The organism is Acinetobacter sp. CAU_H_56 (genome assembly GCF_058599425.1).
Genome location: NZ_CM178654.1, coordinates 2,636,743 through 2,656,974, shown reverse-complemented (window position 1 = coordinate 2,656,974; position 20,232 = coordinate 2,636,743). Strand labels below are relative to the sequence as shown.

Genomic DNA, 20,232 nt, shown 5'->3' with positions numbered 1-20,232 from the left:
GAAATAAACAGGATTAAACGGTTAATATGGCGAACGCTCCTCGGTCCACATCAAAAAGCAGCACGGCGAAGTCTTCCGACGCTGGAAGTAAACGTGCCTTGGTGATTGTGGAGTCGCCTGCAAAAGCGAAAACAATCAACAAGTATCTCGGTTCAAACTACATCGTGAAATCTTCGGTGGGTCATGTGCGTGACTTGCCGACGGGCGGCTCTGCGAAAACTGCAGAGAAAAAACCGGTGACCCGAACCAAGCTGACTGAAGCAGAAAAAGCAGAAAAATCACAGCAGGCGTTGATTAACCGGATGGGTGTCGATCCAGAACATGACTGGAAAGCCAAATATGAAGTCCTTCCGGGCAAGGAAGGCGTAGTCGCTGAACTGAAAAAACTGGCATCGCAAGTCGATGAAGTCTATCTCGCAACGGATTTGGACCGTGAAGGGGAAGCGATTGCCTGGCACTTAAAAGAAGTGATCGGCGGTGATGATTCGCGCTACCAGCGTGTGGTCTTTAACGAAATTACCAAAAATGCCATTCAGGAAGCGTTTAAACAGCCCTCACGTCTAGATACCAATAAGGTCAATGCCCAGCAGGCGCGCCGTTTCCTGGACCGTGTCGTCGGCTTCATGATTTCGCCACTGCTATGGGAAAAAATTGCCCGTGGTCTGTCTGCGGGGCGTGTACAGTCTGTCGCTGTAAAGCTGGTCGTAGAACGTGAACGTGAAATTCGTAAGTTCATTCCTGAAGAATACTGGCAGGTTTTTGCAGATACCAAATCCAAGAAAGATGATATTCGTCTGGAAGCGGTCAAGCAAAATGGCAAGACTTTAAAGCTGCATAATAAAGCTGAAACAGATGCTTTACTGAATCTGATCAAAGACGCCGAATATAAAGTTATTAGCCGTGAAGATAAACCGACCAAGGTCAATCCAAGCGCGCCGTATATCACGTCCACCTTGCAACAGGCCGCAAGTACCCGTCTAGGTTTCTCGGTGAAGAAAACCATGATGCTGGCACAGCGCCTGTATGAAGCTGGTTTCATTACCTATATGCGTACTGACTCCACCTTCCTGAGTGATGATGCAGTCAACATGGTGCGCGGTCATATCGAATCTGAATATGGCGAGAAATATCTGCCAGCCAAGCCGAACCGTTATGGTAATAAAGCTGGCGCGCAGGAAGCCCACGAAGCCATTCGTCCATCTAATGTCGCGCTGAAAGGCGATAGTCTGGCTGGAGTGGAACGTGATGCACAGCGTCTGTATGACCTGATCTGGCGTCAGTTTGTAGCTTGTCAGATGACACCAGTAGAATATTTATCATCGACTATTTTAGTGGATGCGAATGGTGTTGAACTGAAAGCCAAAGGTCGTACCCTAGTATTTGATGGTTTCACCAAAGTTCGTGGCCAGAACAAATCTGATGATGATGTACTGTTACCGGCAGTGAAAGTGGGCGAAGTACTGAAACTGGAAAAACTTGATCCATCTCAGCATTTTACCAAGCCACCGGCACGTTTTACTGAAGCATCTTTAGTCAAAGAGCTTGAGAAAAAAGGTATTGGTCGTCCTTCGACTTATGCCGCCATTATCTCGACCATTCAAGATCGTGGTTACGTAAAACTGGAAAACCGTCGTCTCTTTGCTGAGAAGATGGGTGAGATCGTCACCGATCGTCTGGATGAAAGTTTCAATAACCTGATGAACTACGACTTTACTGCAGACCTTGAAGGTCAGCTGGATAAAGTGGCAGATGGTGAACGCAACTGGAAAGATCTGTTAGACAGCTTCTATGGTGATTTCAAGAAACGTCTGACCAATGCTCAGGGTGAAAACGGCATGCGCCGTAATCAGCCTGTAGAAGTTGAAGCAGTCCATTGTAAAGAATGTGACCGTCCGATGCAGATCCGTACCGGCACAACGGGTGTATTCCTGGGCTGTTCGGGTTATAACCTGCCACCGAAAGAACGTTGTAAAGGTACATTGAACCTGACTCCGGTTGAATCTCTGGCAGCATTATCTGATGATGATGCAGCAGAAACTGCGGATCTGATGTCGAAAAAACGTTGTCCAGTCTGTGGCACTGCGATGGACAGCTATGTGATTGATGGTGGCCGTAAGCTGCATATCTGTGGGAATAACCCGGACTGCGCTGGTTATGAGCTGGAAGAAGGCGAGTTCAAGATCAAGGGTTATGATGGCCCAACCATTCCATGTGACAAATGTGATGGTGAAATGCAGCTGAAAACCGGTCGTTTTGGTCCATATTTTGCCTGCACCAGCTGTGAAAACACCCGTAAAGTCCTGAAGAATGGTCAGCCTGCGCCTCCGCGTGTTGATCCGATCAAGATGGAACACTTGCGTTCAACCAAGCATGACGATTTCTTTGTTCTGCGTGATGGCGCAGCCGGTCTGTTCCTGGCCGCCAGCAAGTTCCCGAAAGTCCGTGAAACGCGCGCACCGAAGGTCGCAGAACTGCGTACTGTGGCGGATCAGCTAGATCCAAAATATCAGTTTATTTTGCAGGCACCAGATGTGGACCCTGAAGGAAATCCAACCTTGGTGAAATTCAGCCGTAAGAACCAGTCTCAATATATTGGTTCGGAAACCCCTGAAGGCAAGCAAACCAAATGGTCGCTGGTCTATCAGGATGGCAAATGGGTTGAGGCCTAAGCTATAAGACATCAAGAAAATGCTGACGAAAGTCGGCATTTTTTTATGACTAAGTATTTTTGATCAACACAGTTCTAGGATATTCTAGGCGTTAAATAATAAAAGATTAAAATAGGAATCATGCATGACTTGGCTAGATAAATTCCTGTTCTTAAGTATCGGATTAGGATCTATCCTCTATTTCATGCTTGGAAAGATTAATGAAATGGGTATTCCTATGGATCGGGGAATGATGATTATTTTGGTGATTATTATGTCGCTGGTTACTTTGAGCTGTGTTTTATATCTACGCTCTGAAGATCAAAAAACGAAACAAAAATAACTTTTAAATAAACTCTCTATTGGCATGTTCATATGTGGAAAAAAATCCGAATCCTGATTTTATTGATGATTTTATTTGTGGTGGCAATTAACGCTTATCGGGATCAGAATCAGGACTGGAACAAACCAATCTTTGTTCTGTTGCATCCGATCAATGCAGATGGATTGGCAACCACACAGCAATATATCCAGCAATTATCTGCTCAGGATCTAAAAGGGACACAAGAATATCTGGAAAAAGCGGCCCAGCAGTACCGTGGACAGCCTACTTATTTTTATTTTAATCTGGGACGTGAACTCAAAGAATTGCCGCCTAAAGTGCCGGAGCAGGCCTCCTTACTTGGCACCATTTTATGGAGTCTAAAATTCCGTTTCTATGCCTGGCAACAGCAGCAAGGTTCAGATCCTTCCTCGAACGTTACTCTCTTTTTAAATTATTATGATCCTGTACACACCCAGCAGTTAAAGCATTCAACAGCTCTGCAAAAAGGCCGGATTGGTTCAGTTAATCTATTTGCTTCAAGCAGACAGTCTGACCAGAATAAAATTGTTCTGGTACATGAATTACTGCATGCCTTTGGTGCTTCAGATAAATATGATCTCGCCACAGGCCAGCCGATATATCCCGTGGGTTATGCCAATCCGAATCAGCAGCCTTTATTTCCCCAAACTAAAGCTGAGCTGATGGCGGGTCACATTCCAGTATCGCAAAGCACCAGTAAAATGCCGGAATCTTTAAATCAGACCCTGATTAATGAAATCACGGCAATTGAACTTGGCTGGAAAAAATAATTAACAAAGTGCTGAATAAACTGGCATAACTTACTATTTTTATAGATAAACTCAGTGAGTTTCTAACAAATTTCTCCATGATTTAAGAGCATAATCAAAGTTATAGCCAATGACTTGAGAAGAATATGAAGACTGTTGGAAATGATCTGGTTCGGCATCAATTGCATGAAAACCGTAAATGGTATTTAGGCCTGGGTGCCTTATTAGTGTTATTTGGAATCGTACTGTTAGCATCACTGCCTTTTGCCACCTTATCCGTAGTATTCCTGTTTGGGGTCCTGATGATGATAGGTGGAGTAGTTCATCTGATCGCCGGGATTAAAATCTTCGATGGGGCATTTCGCTGGCTCTGGCTGCTATTCGGTATCATCTATTTTATTGCGGGCTATTATGCCTTTAGCACGCCAGCGAAAACTGCGATTGTACTGACCCATCTGCTTGCGATTGCTTTGATTGTGGCGGGAATAATTCGCGTCTTCAATGCTTTTATCTTTAAAGCATTCCGCGGCTGGGGCTGGACTTTATTTTCCGGAATTTTGACTTTAGTTACAGGTATCCTGATTCTATTGTCACCGAATGCACCGTTCTGGGTTCTAGGTGCTTTTCTGGCAATCGATATTTTGTTCCAAGGAATTAACTATCTGACTTTGGCTTCCTATATCAAGCATCGTGTGCCAAAAAGCTCCGCAGATCTTTAAGTAAGACCAGTATAAAAAAGAGCGCGAATCAGCGCTCTTTTTTTATTGGCATATTCAGCTTTGCCTGTAAGATGGGTATGCATTTCAAATTAGTATAAAACCTATCACGCGGCCGATCATATTCATGAAAACCTTTGTTCTAGCTCCAGATTCTTTTAAGGAAAGTATGACTGCCGAGCAGGCTTGTCAGGCGATGCAGCGTGGTATTTTGCAGGTCTTTCCGGATGCAAATTGTATCACTGTACCAATGGCAGATGGTGGTGAGGGAACTGTAGATGCATTAATTTCAAGCCTAAAGGGTGAACGAGTAACGTGCCAAGTCACCGGACCATTAGCCAGTCAGTCGATCGAAACTTACTTTGGCTTGGTTGATGCTGGTCAGACCGTAGTGATTGAAATGGCCAAGGCAAACGGGATTCATCTGCTCGAAGTTGCTCGGCGTAATCCTATGCTGACTTCAACCTATGGGACGGGTGAAATGATCAAGCAAGCACTGGATCTTGGTGTAAAGAAAATCATTATTGGACTTGGTGGCAGTATCACTAATGATGGTGGTTCCGGGATGGCGCAAGCATTGGGTGTGCAGTTTTTTAATGCTACAGGTGGAGTCATGCAGGTCTGTGGCGGTAATCTCAACCAGATTGATCGAATTGATTTTTCCCAGCTTGATGCCCGTTTAAACAATACAGAAATCCTGATCGCTTCAGATGTGAATAATCCACTCTGTGGACCGAATGGTGCTTCAGTGATCTTTGGGCCGCAGAAAGGTGCAACATCGGAAATGGTGCAACAACTGGATCGAAATCTAAGACATTTTGCTGATCTGGTTGAAAAGAGCTTAGATATTTCTTTTAAAAACTTTACCGGCGCAGGGGCAGCCGGTGGGTTAGGTTTTGGGTTGATGGCGTTTGCAGGAGCAAAGTTGCAATCCGGTGTGGCGTTAATTATGGAACAAAATAGGCTAGCGGAAAAAATTGCAGATGCAGATTATGTTTTCACTGGCGAGGGCAAGATTGATCATCAGACCGCTTTAGGAAAAACTCCATTTGGCGTGGCGCAGGTCGCCCAGCAATTGAATAAACCGGTAATTGCGTTTGCCGGTCTGGTCGGTGAGAGGATTGAGTCACTGTATCAGACTGGATTTAGCCAGATTGTGGGGATTAATCCACCAGATTGTTTATTGGAAGAAGCCTTAAAGAATGCAGAAATCAATCTGGAAAAAGCGGTTGTTCAAACTGTTCAAAATATTCAGGAACAGGGTGTTTGAGTAAGATGGTCATTGCCGCAAAAGCTTTATAAAAAGATAAATATATACGCGTAAGCAGATTTTACTTTTCAGGGATGAGCATCCTCAAAATATATTTTGGGTTCGCAAGGTAACAAAAATCCTTGGCTAGGTTGAGAGTATATCCCTATACCCCCAATCCAGTAGACGGCATCCATGCCGTCAACCCTATAGCTAATTAAGAATAAAAGTTCGGTCTGTTTCAGAGCAGCTCAAAGCTATAATAAGAGTGATCTGTTAAACTACACCTATCCACAAATTGATGAGTGACCATGAGTTTAGCCTCCCTGATTGATGAACTGAATCCGCAACAAAAGCAAGCTGCGACGACAGAAGCAAAGCACAGTTTGGTTTTGGCTGGGGCAGGCTGTGGCAAGACCAAAACTATCGTGGCACGTGCAGCTTATCTGATTGATCAAGGCGTACCAGCGAATCAGATTCAGATTCTGACCTTTACTCGTCGTGCGGCGAGTGAAATCGTGGCACGGGTGGAACTGGCACTCGGTGAACAGGCCAAAGGCTTACGTGCATCTACGTTTCATACCTTCTGTATGTATCTGCTGCGCCGGATTCCAAAGGCTTTTGGTCTGGAACAGTTTTCAATTATTGACCGTGATGATCAGCTGATGATGTTCCGCCTGATTCGCGGGCGTGATGATAAGAAAAATCCGAATTATCTGCCGAAGCCACAGGAACTCTGTGACCTATATTCCTTTGCGCGGAATACCCGGCAAAAACTGAGTCTGGCTTTGGAGAAACAGATGCCGGAATATCTGGCACTGAAAGACCAGATTGCCGACATCATGAAAGAATATGAAGCGCGTAAGCGTGCGCGTAGTTTTCTGGATTATGACGATATCCTCGCTGTGGTGGCGACTGCTTTGGCACAGTCTGAAGGTCTGGTGGACTATGTGGCTTCGATCTGTCGGCATATGCTGGTGGATGAAATGCAGGATACTAACCCACTGCAATGGGCATTACTCGAACCTCTCAAAGAACATATTAGCCTGTTCTGTGTTGGAGATGATGCGCAGTCAATTTATGGTTTCCGTGGTGCCGATTTTGAAAATATTCATCATTTCAAAGAGCGTATCCCTGATGCCCAGATTTTTAAATTAGAAAAGAATTATCGTTCAACCCAGGAAATTCTGGACTTGTCCAACTGGCTGCTGGATCAATCCGAAATCAAATATGATAAGCGTCTGGATGCGCATCGCGGTGAAGGCATCAAGCCAAAGATGCATATTTTCCCGAATGAGTTTGATGAAGCCAAATGGATCGCGATTGATATTAAAGAGCGCCACTATCTGCAAGGCAGCAAATGGTCCGATCATATGGTGCTGGTACGTTCCAGTTATGCAGCGCGACATATTGAAGCAGCCTGTATCGCGGCCAATGTTCCGTATCGATTCATCGGCGGGATGAAACTGTTAGAAACTGCACATGTAAAAGATCTGCTCAGCCTGTTGCGTGTGGTTGCCAATCCGCTGGACGATATTGCCTGGATGCGTTTTTTAACGTTGTGGAATGGCGTCGGTGATGTGGGTGCCAGCAAACTGTCTCAACAACTTTTAGCTGAGCCAGAGATGGAAAAGATTGCCGACAAGCTAGAAAAATTCGGCAAGATTCCGCTAGAAACCATTCTGATCATGAAACAAATGGCGGTACTCAAAACCGAAGTACAGGCTTGTGTTGGTTTGGCGGTACAGGCGATTGAAGCACAACTGGCCGAGAACTATAAGAAAGACTGGAGCCGCCGTCAGGGGGATTTCGAATTGGTAAAACAGCTGGCTTCCAAGCATGCACAAGTGAGTGAATTTCTGGAAGAGTATGTGCTCGATCCGGTCTCTATTTCCGAAATTGAACGCCAGTCGGATACAGATGTGGTGACCCTCATTACCATTCACTCGGCCAAGGGTACGGAACAGAAAGTCTGTTATGTGGCCAATGTCACGCCGGGACAATATCCGCATGCACGGGCGCAAGGGGATTTCGATGATGTCGAGGAAGAGCGTCGTGTGCTATATGTAGCTTTGACCCGTGCACAGAATGAACTGATTCTGACCAAGCAAAACCTGAATCACTGGGCACGTGAAACGGTGGATGAGCAGGGGCGTAAAATTGAAAGCTATTTTCTCAATGATTTGACCCGCAATTTATGTGTCACAGAAACCCATTACAAAACCCGTCAACAGACTGTGAAAAGTGCTTTAATTGAGCGCCAGTCGATTAATTTAGATTTTGGGATTGATCTCGATTAAACTATCCCTTCTGGGTTTGACGCAAAAAGTAGGGTAGGCACGTGCTTTTTGATTATTTTTGCCTATCTTCTTAAGGTTATCCGATGAAAATTTTAGTTCGTAACTTGGCACGTACAGTAACAGAAGCTGAATTGCTGACCCTGTTCCAACAGTACGGTACTGTTGAATCTTGTGCGCTAGTCATGGATGCAGAAACAGGCAAGTCTAAAGGTTTTGCTTTCGTAGAAATGCCACATGGCCGTGAAGCTGTTAAAGCAATTAAAGGTTTAAATACACTGCGTCTGCATGGTCAGGGGATTCGTGTGAAGCAAGCTGAAGAAAAGCCACAGGCTTAAATAACAGCTGATAAAAAGAGCATGTGTGATGCTCTTTTTTTTGCCTTTAAAAAGGCTTGGATTTTTTACTGAAGGGTAAATATCAGCAGTCTGAAGTATCAAGATCATGCAGAATAGAGCGGCAGCGTAGACAATCTTGCATTGCGTAATACGAGCGGACGTTTTACTTTATAAGAGCCAAAATTTGTTTTAATGCTTAGGAAATCTCGATGACACGAGTTGCTCGCTATCATGCGGACCGTACCAATCAAAAACTTTATTTCGCCCGTCTGGCCTGTCAGCAGGCTGAACAGACTGATCATGTGCAGCAGGCACAAGCTTATCGTGAAGCTGCCGTATTCCATCTGCATGGGGCACTGCTGGCCTTTTTACAGGAACTGGTACGCTACTACCGTCTGAATGACCTGAGCCCGACACTGAAATCGATTGAAGAGCTGATGGCGGCTAAGGGGCAGGTGTCGCCTGAAGTGACCGTATTACAGCATTTATCCAAAGATGGTTTTTTGGCTGAACTGAAACGTGCTTACCGTCTCTGCCAATATGCGCCAGAGCCAAGTTCGCCACAACCCGAAGACGAAACTTCTTCAAATCTCATCATTAAAGTCACACAGACACCACAAGCCTGGTTACCTGATACTGCTATATTACGAGAATGGCATCGTGACCTGACGCAGCTTATTGATGGTTTTCGTAATGAGATGGTTGAATTTTAATCTGATCAGCTGTGCTTGAAATTGCGATTATTAACCCTATATCAATTACTCTAATGATGCAAAGTGCAATCGCTCTTTGCCACCATGTTGAACATGGAGGATATATGTCTATAGAACAGTTGAAAGATTTATTTGGTAATCAAGATGCGATTTTGGAACTCGTTCAACTTGAAGGTGGCGCGTTGGCATTACGAAATGCGGGCTCAAAAAAACAGCCATTAGTCATGATTCAGTTTAATGACGAGGTGAAAGCCCTGTTGGGTGATCAAACGCCTGTGATTGCACAACACATGATTCAGGCCGCTTTATATGGTTTGCTGGAACAGCAGGTCAATGAATGGCAAGCTGAAGTTGTGGATGAAGAGCCCAAATATATGAGCTAAATTGCCTACCCTGGCGAGCAGGAAAGCACACTTGAAGTGTGCTTTTTTTGTGTTTATAAAATGAAAAAAATAGAGAATAAGAGAAAAAATTAAGTCTATTAAACAGAAAAGTAATCTGAAATTTTATGGTTTGTCGAGGTGATAAATTCCAGTCCAATCAATAAAAAAGAAGTTGCCAATTTTGACAACTTCTTTAATGAATCAGCCTGAATAATGCGTAGGTGGATGGTTATGTGCAATCTCGATCTGGTTCAAAATATGATTGCTCATATTTCTCGCCATTTCCTCTTTGGCATAGTACACCTCGCCAATATTGTCACGGCGAATCACTTCGGCTTCTTCCTTGCTTTCCGAACATAGCAGGATCTGAATAGCAGGGTTTAGGGTCTTGGCAATATCCACGATTTTATGGATATCAATAATATCCATCGGTGAGATCACCAATAGACGTGCATGCTGAATGTGAGCCTGAATCAACACACCGGGTTCAGTTGCGACACCAGAAACTGCCGCAATGCCTTTTTTACGCAAGTTCTCTACGATCTCACGGTTTTCTTCGGCAATGACTACCTTAATATCTTGCTCCATTAGAGATAAGGTAATTCGACGACCGACTTCACCATGCCCCACAATCACCACCTGATCACGCAGATAGTCCTGCGAGACCTCATCCGGTAGCATGGCAAGCGGATCACCACTACGCTCCAATAAGCGCGCCAGAGACGAACGTTCGCGGATCCATTTTTGTACCGGTTCTACTGCCGAGAAAATAAACGAGTTCAGGGTAATCGAAATCAGGGCACCCGCCAGAATCAGGTTTTGTCCATCGAGTGACAATAGATTTAGCGATACACCAAGTGCGGCCAGAATAAAAGAGAATTCACCGATTTGTGCCAGAGATGCACTGACGGTGAGTGCCGTATTGATTGGGTAGCGGAAGAACAGCACCAGTGCCATCGCTGCGATGGTTTTACCAATCATGATAATGCCGAGTACAGCCAATACATGAAGCGGCTGATCCATCAGAATACGCGGATCAAACAGCATACCGACGGACACAAAGAACAGAATCGAGAAGATTTCACGCAGCGGTAAGGTTTCTTCTTCGGCACGGTGGCTGAAGTCAGACTCTTTCACTACCATCCCGGCAAAGAACGCACCGAGTGCCATGGATACGCCAAAGACCTTATAAGCCCCAAAGGCAATCGATACGGCTGCAGCTACGACGGTTAAGGTAAACAGCTCACGTGAGCCTAAACGTGCCACCACCTGCATGATCATTGGCACTAAACGTTTACCAATAATCAGCATGAAAGCAATAAAGCCGGCTACTTTGAGCAAGGTAATGCCTAAGGTGATCCAGACATTCTGATCGCTACTACTACCTTCCAGTGCCTGACCACCGAGCAATACTGCGGTTGCAGGTAGCAATACCAATGCCAGAACCATGACAAGGTCTTCAACCAGAAGCCAGCCGACTGCAATTTTCCCGTTAATGGATTCAAGCAGGCCACGATCGCCTAAGGCTTTGAGAAGTACAACAGTACTGGCACAAGACAGGCTTAAACCAAAGATCAGGGCAGAGCCGAAATTCCAGCCCCAGAGCATAGAGACCCCGACTCCGAGCAGTGTCGCGACTGCAATCTGCAAGACCGCACCCGGCAAGGCAATACGCCTGACCTGCATCAGGTCATTCAGAGAAAAGTGCATCCCGACACCAAACATCAGGAACATGACGCCAAGTTCGGCCAGCTGGTTCGCTAGATGCACATCTCCGACCACGCCTGGGGTGTTCGGGCTAATCAAAATCCCGGCAACCAGATAACCAATCAGTGGGGGAAGGCGTAGACGTGCAGCGATATAGCCAAAAACCAAGGCCAAGCCAAAACCGACAGCTAACAGAATAATGAGCTCTACGTCATGTGGCACTAAACACTCCTTTAAAATAAATTTTATGAAATTTCAGTTTTTTATGGGAAATAAGCACAGAAAATGCCAGAAGAAACAGAAAGTTTATCAAGTCGCATAAAAAAAATGCAAAAAAAAACGACCGGGAAGGTCGCTTTTTTCAAAAAACTAAAATTATTTGATTTTAGCTTCTTTGAAGATTACGTGTTGACGGATTTTTGGATCAAATTTTTTGATTTCCATTTTTTCCGGCATAGTACGTTTGTTCTTAGTAGTGGTATAGAAATAACCTGTACCAGCTGAAGAAACTAAGCGAATCTTATCACGCATTGTCCTGACTCCTTACTTAGATCTTTTGACCTTGAGCACGAAGGTCAGCAACAACCTTTTCAATGCCCAATTTGTCGATAATACGCATACCTTTAGTGGTTAAACGAAGACGTACAAAACGTTTTTCGCTTTCTAACCAGAAACGGTGGTGGTGCAGGTTCGGCTCGAACCGGCGCTTAGTTTTGTTGTTGGCGTGTGAGACGTTGTTACCAACGACTGGACGCTTGCCGGTAACTTGGCAAACCTTAGACATGGTGTAACTCCATTGATTTAGCCAACAGCAAATCTGTATGGCCAGTCAAAAATAAACGGATTGAATTCATTCAAGGGGCGTTTTATATCAAAAATGCGCTTAAAAGACAAGCGATTTTGTCTAAAACGAAGCATGAGCCCGTGTGATAGCTCATGCCTTGATCATTTATCGAAGAAGTGTCTTCGAAATCAGCTTATGGATCGGCTTATTAAACGGAGGCAGAATGTATTTCAAGCTATACAGCTTAGGATTCGACATTACTGACCGTTCATGCGACAAACTGAAGAAGCCTTCTGGCCCATGATATTTACCCATACCGGAAGCACCGACACCACCAAATGGCAGGTCATCCTGTGCGACATGGGTTAATACAGTATTTTGCCCGAAATGCCCTGAATGGGTACGCTGTGCGACATAATCAGCACGCGCCTGATCAAAGTCGAAATAGTATAATGCAAGTGGACGCGGACGGCTATTAATAAAGTCGATAACGTCGTCAATTTGATCATATTCCATGATCGGCAGGAGCGGCCCAAAGATTTCATGCTGCATGATCTGCATGCTTGGCATGACATTGGTCACAATGGTCGGTGCAATTTTACGCAGGTCTGCTGGCGACTCATTACGCGGATTGATTTCAATAATCTGCGCGCCTTGCTCACGGGCATCATCCAGATAACCTTGCAGGCGGTTGTACTGCTTATCATTGATAATCGAGGTGTAATCCTGATTATGGCTGATGTCCGGATACATGCTTTCAACACAGGCTTTAAAATGATCGATAAACTCGGCAGTCTTGCCACGTGGCAGGAACATATAATCCGGTGCTACGCAGGTCTGACCAGCATTCCAGAGCTTGCCCACAGCGATACGCTGAGCCACATCACGCAGGTCAATCGATGGATGCACCAGTACAGGGGATTTGCCACCCAGTTCCAGGATTACCGGTACCAGATTTTCTGCAGCTGCTGCCATCACGGTCTTACCGACAGCCGTTGAACCAGTAAAAATCATCTTGTCAAAAGCCAGTCGGCAGAAGGCATCAGATACCGTACCGCCACCATTCACCACGGCAACCAGTTCTTTAGGAAAGGCTTCAGCTAAGGCTTTTTCCAGTACCTTACCGAAAGCAGCCGATGAACTTGAAATCTTGATCATGGCATGGTTGCCCGCAGCCAACGCACAGATCAGAGGACCAATGGATAATAATAAAGGGTAGTTCCACGGTGCGATGATGCCGATCACGCCTAGAGGCTGGTATTGCACCCAGGCTTTTGCCGGCTGGTGAATAATACCGACATGACGCTTGGACGGTTTCATCCAGCCGGTCAGGTTTTTGCTGTAATATTTAATATGTTCAAGACAAGTCAGTAACTCGCCAATTTTGGTTTCCCCGACAGAGCGGTTACCATAGTCCTGATTAATTGCATCGGCAAATTGATCTTGATACTTAACTAAGATACGCTTAAGCCGAGCTAAACGATCGATACGTTCCTTTGCAGTCGGCAGTGGGTAGCGTAAGTAGGCGTGTTTTTGTTGAGCCAGAATTTCATTGAGGTGCTGGCTATCAAGAAAATGTGGTGTCATTGAAGTTGTTTTTGTGTGACTGTTCATGCCGCACTACCATTATTCAAAATCGATTAATTAATTTTTAGAGCAAATACTCTAATTAGTCAAGTTACTTTGTGTGTTAGCCTTACTAATGCATGAACTGAATGGTTATTTTAGGATGTCCCAAACCAAAACGTTAAAAACCAAAGAGCGTATCTTACAGCTCAGCTTGCAGTTGTTTAATGAACGTGGCGAACGATCTGTAACCACCAACCATATTGCTGCTGAACTCGGCATGAGTCCGGGTAATCTGTATTACCATTTCCGTAATAAAAATGAAATTATCAAGGAACTGATGGAGCAGTACCAGCATCAGACGCTGGAAATGCTGGCACTTCCGGAAGATCGTGCTCTGGATGCCAATGATAAGATTCATTATTTTCAGGTACTGAGCAGTCAGCTTTGGGCTTATCGTTTTCTGCATCGTGATGTATACCATCTGGTCGAAAATAACGAAGATTTCCGCAAGCTTTATCCACGCTTTGCTGGACAGGTCATGCAGCAGGGACAAAAAATTTATAAAGCCTTCGTAAATGCCGGCCTGATGGAAATGACCGATTCAGAAATTGAAGCGCTGATCATTAACCTCTGGATTGTACTGACCAACTGGACCAACTTCCTGTATATGTCGGGGCATATTACCGATTCCAACACTCTGGAAGAAAAATGGGTCTGGCAGGCACTGCGTCAGATGGTGTTCCTGGAAGGTGCTTATCTGCGTGGTGAAAGCCGTCAGACGTATGAGAGCCTGCTCAATTCGTTTGGTTCTTCAGAGCTGTTTGCCAGTCTGTCATCGCCTAAACCGCCTGAATCTGAACAAACTATTCAGAATATCTAAGAAACGCGTTAGAATACTCGGCTTATTTTTTTAATTTAACTAATTAGTGACCTTAACCAACATGAATATGACGACTGCTAATACCGCACGTTTATTGATTACTTGTGAAGACAAGCCGGGCATCGTGCAGGCTGTTTCAAGCTTCTTGTATCATCAGGGTGCCAACATTACGGCGCTTGATCAATACGCGACAGCAGCGCAGGGCGGACGTTACTTCATGCGTGTTGAGTTTGAACTGGACAATCTGCAAAGCCGTAAAGAAAGCCTGTTGCAGACTTTTGCTGCCAATGTTGCAGAGCGCTATGGCATGCACTGGCGTCTGGCACTAGTCAGTGATGTGAAAAAGGTCGGTATTCTGGTGTCTAAAGTCGACCATGCGTTGCTTGAGCTGCTATGGCGTCATGCACGCGGCGGTCTGCCATGTGAAATTACTAAAGTGGTATCTAACCATGAGACTCTACGTGAATCAGTAGAAAACTTTGGTATTCCGTTTGAAGTGGTTCCGGTGACCAAAGAGAACAAACGTGAGGCCTATGCACAGATTGATGAACTGATGCAGGGTAACGATCTGCTGGTATTAGCCCGTTATATGCAGATTCTGGATGAAGAATTCGTAAGTAAATGGGAAATGAAAGTGATCAATATTCATCATTCATTCCTGCCAGCATTCGTAGGGGCTAATCCGTACAAACAGGCTTATGACAAAGGTGTAAAACTGATCGGTGCAACTGCACACTATGTGACAGCTGATCTGGATCAGGGGCCAATCATTGAGCAGGATGTGGAGCGTGTGAACCATGACTTTACTGTGGAACAGCTGCGTGAACTGGGTCAGGACGTTGAACGTAATGTGCTGGCACGTGCAGTGAGATGGCATTTGGAAGACCGTGTCATTGTCGACGGCAATAAAACTGTCGTGTTCCAATAAGCGCTTGCATCTCTGTTTAAAAAAGGCATACTTTAAGTATGCCTTTTTTGTTTGAAACAAAAATAATGGAGAAAAGTGGGATTAGTAGTTGCAAATGAAAACACTTCTCATTTATTATTGGCGTACTTTAATTGTGCTAACCGATGAGCTTGATAGTTTGTTTCACATCATCTCCTCGAGGTAAATAGATTTAATGAGTCAAGTTGCTGCTCCCATGACACCACCACCGTCAAATCAGATGAAAAAGAAAGTCGTTTCTATTCTGGCGGCGGTTCTGGTTGGACACGTGGGTCTTTTATGGGCAGTCAGCCAGATGGAAGCACCTGAACTGAAACAAGTCGATAAAGAGCCTTTAAAAGTCCGCTTCGTCAAACTTCAGGAAGCCCCAAAACCTTTACCACCGAAGCCAAAGCCGCCAGAGCCTAAACAAGAGCCACCAAAGCCGAAAGAAGTTAAAATTGTAGAAAAACCGCTGCCACCGCCACCTAAAAAAGTAGAAAAAATTGAGCAGGTGAAAAAAGCAGAAACACCTAAACCTGTTACTGCACCGCCAGTTGAAACCAAACCTGCACCAAGTCCAGTGGTTCCTGTGGTCGTGACTGAAACTAAAAAAGTGGCACCTGCGCCTGCACCGGTTGCGCCACCAGCACCTGTCGCACCGCCGGCTCCACCAGCACCGAAAAGTGTTGCAATTGGCGGCGGCGTATCCTGGCAGCGTGCACCAAAAGTGTCGCTCTCGGCAGGAGAGTTAAAATCAGCCTGTTCATTGGTGGTAGATGTATCTGCAAATGAGCAGGGGAAAGTGGTCTCTGCGACCGCACGAAATTCGAGTTGTAGTCCGGCCGTTACGCGCAAAGTCGAATCAGCGGTACGTCGTGCACAACTGACCAAATATGTTGAAAATGGTGTGGCTTATCCAACCCGAGTGGAACAGCCTTTCGATTTTCAGATTACCAAATAACGGCTAACCCATTAGGAGTTCGAATATGAACTTTTCAGTTTATTGGCAACACGCTGATGCAGTCAGTAAAACACTGTATTTCGTGTTATTGGCAATGTCGATTGCGACATGGACCATTTTTGTGCTGCGTTTGATGGGCACTCGCCAACTTAAACAGATTGCCTATGCTCAGTTATCTAACGCATTAGGGCAATTGAAAAATAAAATGACTCCTTTGGCATTTGAACAACGTAAAGCTGTAGCTGAACAGGCTTTACTGCGTCAGATCGCATTAGAAAAAGGCAATGCAGAAAAAGGTGTATCCGTCCTGGGTACTATCGCTTCAATTTCACCCTTTGTCGGTCTGTTCGGTACAGTATGGGGAATCTTCCACGCACTGGTTGCTGTGGGTAAGAGTGGTCAGGCAGGTCTGGCACAAGTAGCCACTCCAGTGGGTGAAGCGCTGATCATGACCGGTCTGGGCCTGGCTGTGGCGATTCCTGCGGTACTTGCATATAACATCTGTGTACGTGTTAACCGCACTTTAAGCAATGAACTGCAAGACCATGCGCATAGCTTATTGATTGACACCATGTTGCAACAGGATTCTTCTGCAAAGAAGGCTGATGCGAAAGTAACACAAGACAGTTTAGTTGGAGGTCAAGCTTAATGGCTTTTCAATTGGGTGAAGACAACGATACAGGCATGAATGAGATGAATCTTATTCCCCTGATCGACATTATGTTGGTATTGATGATCATCTTTCTGGTGACAGCGACCGTTGCGAACCCATCAATTCCATTAACCTTACCGCAAACCACTGCAGAAATTATTGACCTGCCACCGGAAAATGTCACCATTAGCATCAATGCAAAAGGTGATGTAGCATGGAACGGCGATGTGCTGACTCTGGAACAGCTTGAAACCCGTTTCAATGAGGCGAGCCAGGCAGAGCGTCAACCGACCATCGTATTGAAAGCAGATAAAGAATCACGTTATGACACCGTTGCTCAAGTGATGTCACGCGCGAGTGGAGCCGGACTCAGCGATATTGCTTTTGCAACCGATAATTAATTTTTTGCTCTCAATGAAAAAAGCGACTGATCTCAGTCGCTTTTTTATTGCCTTAATTTAATAGGGCATTTGATCAAGCAGAATCCAGTTTAATGAGTTTTAAGCAGCGTCATAAACTTGTGTTGTAATTTGTTCAACTTAGGTGGAATCGCAAAATTACAGTAGCCCTGATTCGGATTCTTGGCAAAGAAATTCTGATGATATTCTTCGGCAGGGTAGAAAGTCGGTGCAGGGCTAAGTTCAGTCACAATATTCAGCCCTTCAGCTTTCAATGAATCTATTGTGAGCTGTGCAGTTTCTTTTTGCTCATCATTAAAATAATAAATCACAGAACGATATTGCGTGCCGACATCATTGCCCTGACGGTTTAATGTCGTTGGATCATGGGTTGCGAAAAAGACTTCGAGCAACTGACTATACGTAATCTGATTTTCATCAAAATCGATCAGGATCACTTCGGCATGATTGGTATCACCGCCACAGACTTGCTCATAGGTTGGATTAGGATTTTGTCCGCCCGCATAGCCACTGACGACCTTCTGTACGCCCTGAAGCTGTAAAAATACTGCTTCGGTACACCAAAAGCATCCACCACCAAATAGTGCTTGTTGCATGGTTAAGTCCTCATCATTGTAGAGTGCTGATTATTGAATGTTCATATGAGTATGAAAGATATAAAGCCTGCATGACACAGGCTTTTTGTAGTCAGAACTTAGCGAGGCTGTACTGCACTTTCTAACTGGATGAGTAAATTGCCATGACGGTCCATTAATTTCAGGGTTTTACCATAGACCTGATAATGGGTCACTTTGCTCAGTGCCTCCTTAAATTTCTGATCCAGACCTTCATTATCTAGACAAGCCATTTCAGTACTCGCTATCTGGCTTAAGTTAAGGGTGTCTTTGCCGGCAGTGTAGCTGCCCATGACACGGTTACAGCCATCTGCGCCAGACACGCGTTGAGTCGCTGCATCGAATTGCAGACTTGGAATATTGCGTGCTGTCGGTGCTGTAGTAATTTCGGTATTGCCAATCTGGTTCACAATCCAGGTACGATTTTGCAAGAGCTGTAAATTATTTTCAGTTTTGACTGATGAGGTACTCGGTACGGTTTCACAACCTGACAGCGTAAAAACTGAACCTAAAATCATGATTGCTGTTAATTTTTTTAGCATGCGAGAGACTCTAATTCTGAGTTAGCTATTTGTATATAAACAAAAAAATGCAATATACGCCAGTTGATTTTGTATCTTTCTTTAAGTTGGATAACTTGGAAAATTATCTGGAACTCGGCTCAGGTAGGCCTTGACGCAGGCGTTGTGAATACTCTTGACTGGAAATCTGACCGGTATCTTTAACCCGTGGATTAACGTGTGCACGCTGATACCAGGTTTGTATATCCCAGCGCTGATCTAGCGCTTTTAAATCATATAAATAATCGGGTAAATACCCAGAAGCCAGCAAGCGGTAATCTGAAGGAAGCTGTTGCTGAGATACTGCCTGAGCCATATCAAAGACCAGCGTCGTGCAGTTACTGCTCAGGGTGTTATACCATTTAGGCTCTTTGGCCAGTTCATCAGCCTTACGCAGATATTCTTTAAATAGGGCTTGAGCTTCTGCTTGTGGCATTTTTACCGGAAAAAAGTAAACCTGCTCGCCACGAATATTGCTACGCGTATATACAATATCTTTCTCATCTGAGGCGACCAGACTTAGTTCATATTTTCGGAAGAAGCCACCAATAGCAGAAAATTTCTCATCCTTTTCTTTGCGAATTTCGATCGAGAAGGCGAGCGGTTTCTGATTGGCAAAATCAAAACTGACCAGCGTATGGGCAATTTTAGGTCCCATCCAGTAGGAGGTAATAATGTTTACCCCGGTAATGTCGTTTAGATCAAAACTGCGGCTTTCCCAGCGTTCGATATACTGACCCTCTGCTTGCCAGTCAAAATTACGGATATTGTGCAAGGTGACTTGATTGCCTTGCTGCTCATAGGAGAGTAGCCGGGAAACCTCAGGATTCCAGTCCCGATCCTGACGAGGCTCCATGCTCAAATAAGCGAGTAAGCTGACCAGAAAGGCCAGCAGATAAAGCACCGTATCCACCTGTCGGGAAATCAGATGCTTGGTGAAGTAAATGCCCAAGACCACACAGGCAAACAGAAGCCAGAGACCGATCAGAATGATGCTGCCAATTTTGCCCAAGGGTTGTTGCACCCAGAGCATCAGGCTTAGCCAGAGACTTGAACACAGGACAAATAAACTAAATAGACTCCCTAATAACCACAGGCTCCAATGCTTTTCTGAATTGTCTTGTCCTTGCATGTTCAATCTTTTATAGAAAATAGGCTTTATTTTCTGTATGTTGCGAACTCAAATGCAATACCGGTTTTGTCATCGATATGTTGTTCTGATGCAACTTTTTTGAACTCGACCGGAATTTCCGGATAGTAGGCATGACCTTGTACATCTAGTTCAACATGGGTCAGTTCCAGACGATCAGCGATATCCAGAGTCTGTTTAAAGATTTCACCACCACCAATGATAAAAATAGCAGTCGGTTTTTCTGAAGTCTGCACATCGGCCACGGCTTGAGTCAGGGCATCTTCAATCGTATGCGCGACTTTGACGCCTTCAAAAGACCAGTCAGGATCCCGGGTAATGACCCAGTTCACACGTTTAGGCAGCGCACGGCCCATTGATTCAAGCGTTTTACGGCCCATCACAATCACACCACCTTGAGTGATTTCCTTAAAGTGCTTGAGATCTGCTGAGATATGCCAAGGCAAGTCATTGTCCTTACCAATACAGCGCTGCTGATCCATTGCCACGACATGAACGACTTCTAAATCCTGAAATGCCATACCCATACTCAAAAACAGATAAAAATTATT

The 20,232-nt window shown here is 44.9% G+C and carries 22 protein-coding genes; 14 read left to right on the top strand and 8 right to left on the bottom strand.

All coding sequences use genetic code 11. The annotated features are described in order from the left end of the window. The first annotated feature begins 26 nt into the window (after positions 1 to 26). The 9 genes from topA (at position 27) to AC4MCC_RS12505 (ending at position 9,457) form a co-directional block, all read left to right on the top strand. The gene (topA, locus tag AC4MCC_RS12545) at positions 27 to 2,669 is read left to right on the top strand and encodes a type I DNA topoisomerase (protein ID WP_491876209.1); all 2,643 of its coding nucleotides are present in this window, start codon (positions 27 to 29) and stop codon (positions 2,667 to 2,669) included. Positions 2,670 to 2,793: 124 nt separating this feature from the next. Further along, a complete protein-coding gene (locus AC4MCC_RS12540; RefSeq protein WP_034169867.1) occupies positions 2,794 to 2,991 on the top strand; it encodes a hypothetical protein in 198 nt (65 codons plus the stop codon). A 32-nt stretch (positions 2,992 to 3,023) separates the two neighbouring features. Further along, entirely contained in the window at positions 3,024 to 3,782 is a 759-nt protein-coding gene (locus tag AC4MCC_RS12535; protein ID WP_419375009.1) for a hypothetical protein, read from the top strand. A 125-nt stretch (positions 3,783 to 3,907) separates the two neighbouring features. Further along, positions 3,908 to 4,480, top strand: coding sequence for an HdeD family acid-resistance protein (locus AC4MCC_RS12530; protein WP_419363698.1), 573 nt, complete (start codon positions 3,908 to 3,910; stop codon positions 4,478 to 4,480). 124 nt (positions 4,481 to 4,604) lie between these two features. Then, positions 4,605 to 5,747 (top strand): glycerate kinase, encoded by a 1,143-nt coding sequence (locus AC4MCC_RS12525; protein WP_491885390.1) that lies wholly within the window; start codon positions 4,605 to 4,607, stop codon positions 5,745 to 5,747. A gap of 290 nt (positions 5,748 to 6,037) precedes the next feature. Then, positions 6,038 to 8,026 (top strand): ATP-dependent helicase, encoded by a 1,989-nt coding sequence (locus AC4MCC_RS12520; RefSeq protein ID WP_491880557.1) that lies wholly within the window; start codon positions 6,038 to 6,040, stop codon positions 8,024 to 8,026. Between the two features lie 83 nt (positions 8,027 to 8,109). Then, complete coding sequence (locus AC4MCC_RS12515) at positions 8,110 to 8,361, top strand: RNA recognition motif domain-containing protein (protein WP_005232301.1); 252 nt, start codon at positions 8,110 to 8,112, stop codon at positions 8,359 to 8,361. Positions 8,362 to 8,570: 209 nt separating this feature from the next. Then, a complete protein-coding gene (locus AC4MCC_RS12510; RefSeq protein WP_034702359.1) occupies positions 8,571 to 9,074 on the top strand; it encodes a DUF6586 family protein in 504 nt (167 codons plus the stop codon). 104 nt (positions 9,075 to 9,178) lie between these two features. Further along, complete coding sequence (locus tag AC4MCC_RS12505) at positions 9,179 to 9,457, top strand: hypothetical protein (protein WP_004781893.1); 279 nt, start codon at positions 9,179 to 9,181, stop codon at positions 9,455 to 9,457. A gap of 201 nt (positions 9,458 to 9,658) precedes the next feature. Here the strand turns inward: AC4MCC_RS12505 and AC4MCC_RS12500 are convergent, their stop codons facing one another. From AC4MCC_RS12500 to AC4MCC_RS12485, 4 genes are all read right to left on the bottom strand, one after another. Beyond that, the gene (locus AC4MCC_RS12500) at positions 9,659 to 11,386 is read right to left on the bottom strand and encodes a cation:proton antiporter (RefSeq protein WP_491876208.1); all 1,728 of its coding nucleotides are present in this window, start codon (positions 11,384 to 11,386) and stop codon (positions 9,659 to 9,661) included. A 153-nt stretch (positions 11,387 to 11,539) separates the two neighbouring features. Further along, complete coding sequence (gene rpmG, locus AC4MCC_RS12495; protein ID WP_001205031.1) at positions 11,540 to 11,695, bottom strand: 50S ribosomal protein L33; 156 nt, start codon at positions 11,693 to 11,695, stop codon at positions 11,540 to 11,542. 16 nt (positions 11,696 to 11,711) lie between these two features. After that, positions 11,712 to 11,948 (bottom strand): 50S ribosomal protein L28, encoded by a 237-nt coding sequence (gene rpmB, locus AC4MCC_RS12490; protein ID WP_000048256.1) that lies wholly within the window; start codon positions 11,946 to 11,948, stop codon positions 11,712 to 11,714. A gap of 165 nt (positions 11,949 to 12,113) precedes the next feature. Further along, the gene (locus AC4MCC_RS12485; protein WP_180012677.1) at positions 12,114 to 13,562 is read right to left on the bottom strand and encodes a coniferyl aldehyde dehydrogenase; all 1,449 of its coding nucleotides are present in this window, start codon (positions 13,560 to 13,562) and stop codon (positions 12,114 to 12,116) included. A 115-nt stretch (positions 13,563 to 13,677) separates the two neighbouring features. Here AC4MCC_RS12485 and AC4MCC_RS12480 point away from each other — a divergent pair, with 115 nt between their 5' ends. The 5 genes from AC4MCC_RS12480 to AC4MCC_RS12460 all read left to right on the top strand — a co-directional run bounded on the left by AC4MCC_RS12480 (position 13,678) and on the right by AC4MCC_RS12460 (position 17,339). Then, entirely contained in the window at positions 13,678 to 14,397 is a 720-nt protein-coding gene (locus AC4MCC_RS12480) for a TetR/AcrR family transcriptional regulator (RefSeq protein WP_034580311.1), read from the top strand. A 61-nt stretch (positions 14,398 to 14,458) separates the two neighbouring features. After that, positions 14,459 to 15,325 (top strand): formyltetrahydrofolate deformylase, encoded by an 867-nt coding sequence (purU, locus tag AC4MCC_RS12475; RefSeq protein ID WP_005232297.1) that lies wholly within the window; start codon positions 14,459 to 14,461, stop codon positions 15,323 to 15,325. A 193-nt stretch (positions 15,326 to 15,518) separates the two neighbouring features. Next, positions 15,519 to 16,286 (top strand): energy transducer TonB, encoded by a 768-nt coding sequence (locus tag AC4MCC_RS12470; protein WP_491885389.1) that lies wholly within the window; start codon positions 15,519 to 15,521, stop codon positions 16,284 to 16,286. A 25-nt stretch (positions 16,287 to 16,311) separates the two neighbouring features. Beyond that, positions 16,312 to 16,935: a MotA/TolQ/ExbB proton channel family protein gene (locus tag AC4MCC_RS12465; protein ID WP_419363687.1), complete on the top strand. Its 624-nt coding sequence runs from the start codon at positions 16,312 to 16,314 to the stop codon at positions 16,933 to 16,935. Then, the gene (locus AC4MCC_RS12460; RefSeq protein WP_034702344.1) at positions 16,935 to 17,339 is read left to right on the top strand and encodes an ExbD/TolR family protein; all 405 of its coding nucleotides are present in this window, start codon (positions 16,935 to 16,937) and stop codon (positions 17,337 to 17,339) included. Before AC4MCC_RS12465 ends, AC4MCC_RS12460 begins: the two co-directional genes overlap by 1 nt. A gap of 89 nt (positions 17,340 to 17,428) precedes the next feature. Here the strand turns inward: AC4MCC_RS12460 and msrA are convergent, their stop codons facing one another. From msrA to dfrA40, 4 genes are all read right to left on the bottom strand, one after another. Further along, on the bottom strand, positions 17,429 to 17,953 hold the full coding sequence (msrA, locus tag AC4MCC_RS12455; RefSeq protein WP_004781907.1) for a peptide-methionine (S)-S-oxide reductase MsrA: 525 nt from the start codon (positions 17,951 to 17,953) through the stop codon (positions 17,429 to 17,431). 98 nt (positions 17,954 to 18,051) lie between these two features. Next, complete coding sequence (locus tag AC4MCC_RS12450; RefSeq protein ID WP_180053012.1) at positions 18,052 to 18,513, bottom strand: META domain-containing protein; 462 nt, start codon at positions 18,511 to 18,513, stop codon at positions 18,052 to 18,054. Between the two features lie 103 nt (positions 18,514 to 18,616). Then, positions 18,617 to 19,663 carry an Lnb N-terminal periplasmic domain-containing protein gene (locus tag AC4MCC_RS12445; RefSeq protein WP_419375004.1) on the bottom strand — a complete coding sequence of 349 codons (1,047 nt, stop codon included), beginning with the start codon at positions 19,661 to 19,663 and terminating at the stop codon, positions 18,617 to 18,619. A 26-nt stretch (positions 19,664 to 19,689) separates the two neighbouring features. Further along, the gene (gene dfrA40, locus AC4MCC_RS12440; RefSeq protein ID WP_419363679.1) at positions 19,690 to 20,202 is read right to left on the bottom strand and encodes a trimethoprim-resistant dihydrofolate reductase DfrA40; all 513 of its coding nucleotides are present in this window, start codon (positions 20,200 to 20,202) and stop codon (positions 19,690 to 19,692) included. Positions 20,203 to 20,232 lie beyond the last annotated feature (30 nt).